Genomic DNA, 2,548 nt, shown 5'->3' with positions numbered 1-2,548 from the left:
GGGCCGCCCGGGGAGCCCGCCGCCGGCGTCCCCGCGCCGCGGGAGCGCTCGCCGGAGGAGGCGCGCGCACGCATGGCCGCGTACCGCAGCGGCTGGTTACGCGGCGGCGGGCCCCCCGCGGGCCGGCCGTACGACGGTGAACCCGACGGCGAGCGCCGGGAGCCGGACGAGACCGCGCACACGTCGAGGGAAGGAGATCGCCCATGATCGAGCCGGACACCGTGCACACCCGCAGAACCGGAGGGCTCGACTGGCTGCTGGACGACCTCGTGAAGCGCGTCGCCCACGTGCGCCACGCCGTCGTGCTCTCCGGTGACGGCCTCGCCGTCGGCAACTCCCGAACCCTCTCCCGCGAGGACGCCGAGCACCTGGCGGCGGTCGCGTCCGGCTTCCACAGCCTCGCCAAGGGCGCCGGCCGGCACTTCCAGGCCGGCGGCGTGCGGCAGACGATGGTCGAGATGGACGACGGCTTCCTCTTCGTGGCCGCGGCCGGCGACGGCTCCTGCCTCGCCGTCCTCAGCTCCGCGACCGCCGACATGGGCCTCGTCGCATACGAGATGGCCCGCCTGGTCACCCGTGTGGGTGAGCATCTATACACTCCGCCGCGAGCGGCCGCAGCGAAGCCGCGGAACCCGGGCTGAGCACGGCGGTGACACGTTATGACTGAAGATATGAGTGGCACCCCTCCGCACCACGGCAGTCACTGGTACGACGCCGAGGCCGGCCCGCTGGTCCGTCCGTACGCGATGACCGGCGGCCGGACCCGGCCGGTGACGACCACGGTGCGGTTCGACCTCATCGCGCTCATCGACCTGCAGGACGACGCGCCGGAGGCCGTGGGGAAGGAGGTCGAGACGCTCGGTCCCGAGCACCGCGCGCTCGTCGACCTCTGCCGGATCGAGACCCAGTCCGTCGCCGAACTGGCGGCGGAGACCGACCTGCCGGTAGGAGTGGTGCGGGTGCTCCTCGGCGACCTGGTCGAACTCGGCTGCGTACGGGTGAGCAGGCCCGTGCCGCCCGCGCAGCTCCCCGACGAGAAGATCCTGAGAGAAGTGATCGATGGACTCCGCGCCCTCTGACCGCAGGGTCGACGACGCGCTGGCGCTGAAGATCCTCATCGCCGGCGGCTTCGGGGTGGGCAAGACCACCCTGGTCGGTTCCGTCAGCGAGATCCGTCCGCTGCGCACCGAGGAGCAGTTGAGCGAGGTCGGCACGTCCGTCGACGACACGGGCGGCGTGGACGAGAAGGCCACGACCACCGTGGCCATGGACTTCGGCAGGATCACCATCCGCGCCGGGCTCGCCGTCTACCTGTTCGGCACCCCCGGCCAGGACCGCTTCTGGTTCCTCTGGGACGAGCTGGCCACCGGCGCGCTCGGTGCCGTGGTGCTGGCGGACACCCGGCGGCTGCAGGACTGCTTCCCGGCGGTGGACTACTTCGAGCACCGCAGCATCCCGTTCATCGTCGCGGTGAACTGCTTTCCCCAATCGCGCAGCTACGGCGCCCACGAGGTCGCCCGTGCCCTCGACCTCGACCAGGGCACTCCCGTCGTGCTGTGCGACGCCCGCGACCGGGACTCCGGGAAGGAGGTGCTGATCAGGCTGGTGGAGTACGCCGGGCGGGTGCACACCGCCCGGCTGCTCGACACGGTCGGCACGGAGCCGGTGGGGTGACGCCGGCGGGGTGACGGGCGGGACCGGCCGCGGGTCAGTCGGCGACGCCGGCTTCGGAGACCACCTTGTCGATGCCGACACGGACGAGGAGTTCGCCGGGGACGGCGTTGCGCGCCCCGTAGCTCTCGGCCAGTTCCTCGCCCATGTAGCGGGCGGCGATGGCCGTGGCCCAGCGGTGCATCTCGCCGAGGTCCTCGGTGATGCGGGCGCGGCCGGAGAGCACGGCGTACGAGAACGGCGGGCGGTCGTCGTCGACGCAGAGGGCGGCGCGGCCGTCGCGCGCGAGGTTGCGGCCCTTGACGGTGTTCGCGCCGGTGTTGAAGACGAGGTCGTCGCCGTCGAGCACGAACCAGATCGGGGCCACGTGGGGGCTGCCGTCGGCGCGGACGGTGGCCAGCTTGCCGGTGCGGGTGCCTGCGGAGACGAAGGCGCGCCACTCTTCGTCGGTCATCTTCTCGCCCATGGGAGCACGTTATCCACAGGGGAGGCGGGGCGGGGAGCGACGCGCTAGGGTCGTGACTGAGAGTAGTCGAGAAGGAGCTTTCCGAGCGCGACGGGGGAGAGGGTCATGGCGGTACGGACGGATACGGGCGCGCGTGCGGACGCGGGCGCAGACACGGGCACGGGTGCGGGTGCGGGGACGGCTGCGCGGACGGGCGCGGGGGCGCCGGCCGGTGGCGCGGGAGCACGGGGTGGCCCGGGTGTGCGGGCGGAGCCGCTGCCGTTCGGGCGCGCGGCGACGGAGCTGGGGCTGCTGCCGCGGGAGTTGGAGCTGGCGGTGCAGCTGGGGCTGGTGCTGACGGAGCCGCCGCCGCGGCCCGGCGGGCCGCGGCGGGTGGCGCGGGCCGACGAGGCGCGGCTGCGGGCGGCGGAG

General features: G+C 73.5%; 6 protein-coding genes. 5 read left to right on the top strand and 1 reads right to left on the bottom strand.

Annotated elements, in window-relative coordinates; all coding sequences use genetic code 11:
• From ABD317_RS35800 to ABD317_RS35785, 4 genes are all read left to right on the top strand, one after another.
• Positions 1-207 (top strand): hypothetical protein (locus ABD317_RS35800; RefSeq protein ID WP_344296038.1); only part of this gene is annotated, 207 nt, incomplete at its 5' end.
• A complete protein-coding gene (locus ABD317_RS35795; protein ID WP_027757371.1) occupies positions 204-641 on the top strand; it encodes a roadblock/LC7 domain-containing protein in 438 nt (145 codons plus the stop codon). The genes ABD317_RS35800 and ABD317_RS35795, both read left to right, overlap by 4 nt.
• An 18-nt stretch (positions 642-659) precedes the next feature.
• Positions 660-1,079: a DUF742 domain-containing protein gene (locus ABD317_RS35790; protein WP_027757372.1), complete on the top strand. Its 420-nt coding sequence runs from the start codon at positions 660-662 to the stop codon at positions 1,077-1,079.
• A complete protein-coding gene (locus ABD317_RS35785; RefSeq protein ID WP_344296034.1) occupies positions 1,060-1,674 on the top strand; it encodes a GTP-binding protein in 615 nt (204 codons plus the stop codon). Before ABD317_RS35790 ends, ABD317_RS35785 begins: the two co-directional genes overlap by 20 nt.
• 34 nt (positions 1,675-1,708) lie before the next feature.
• On the opposite strand, the gene ABD317_RS35780 is transcribed toward ABD317_RS35785, so the two are convergent.
• The gene (locus tag ABD317_RS35780; protein ID WP_344296031.1) at positions 1,709-2,137 is read right to left on the bottom strand and encodes a PPOX class F420-dependent oxidoreductase; all 429 of its coding nucleotides are present in this window, start codon (positions 2,135-2,137) and stop codon (positions 1,709-1,711) included.
• 105 nt (positions 2,138-2,242) lie between these two features.
• Between ABD317_RS35780 and ABD317_RS35775 the strand changes: the two genes are divergently transcribed.
• The coding region (locus tag ABD317_RS35775; protein WP_344296029.1) for a DUF6397 family protein at positions 2,243-2,548 on the top strand (306 nt) is incomplete at its 3' end.

Origin of the sequence: Streptomyces synnematoformans, from assembly GCF_039531005.1 — a bacterium.
GTDB classification, from domain to species: domain Bacteria; phylum Actinomycetota; class Actinomycetes; order Streptomycetales; family Streptomycetaceae; genus Streptomyces; species Streptomyces synnematoformans.
The sequence above is the reverse complement of the archived record's forward strand: the minus strand, read 5'-3'. Positions and strand labels throughout refer to the sequence as shown.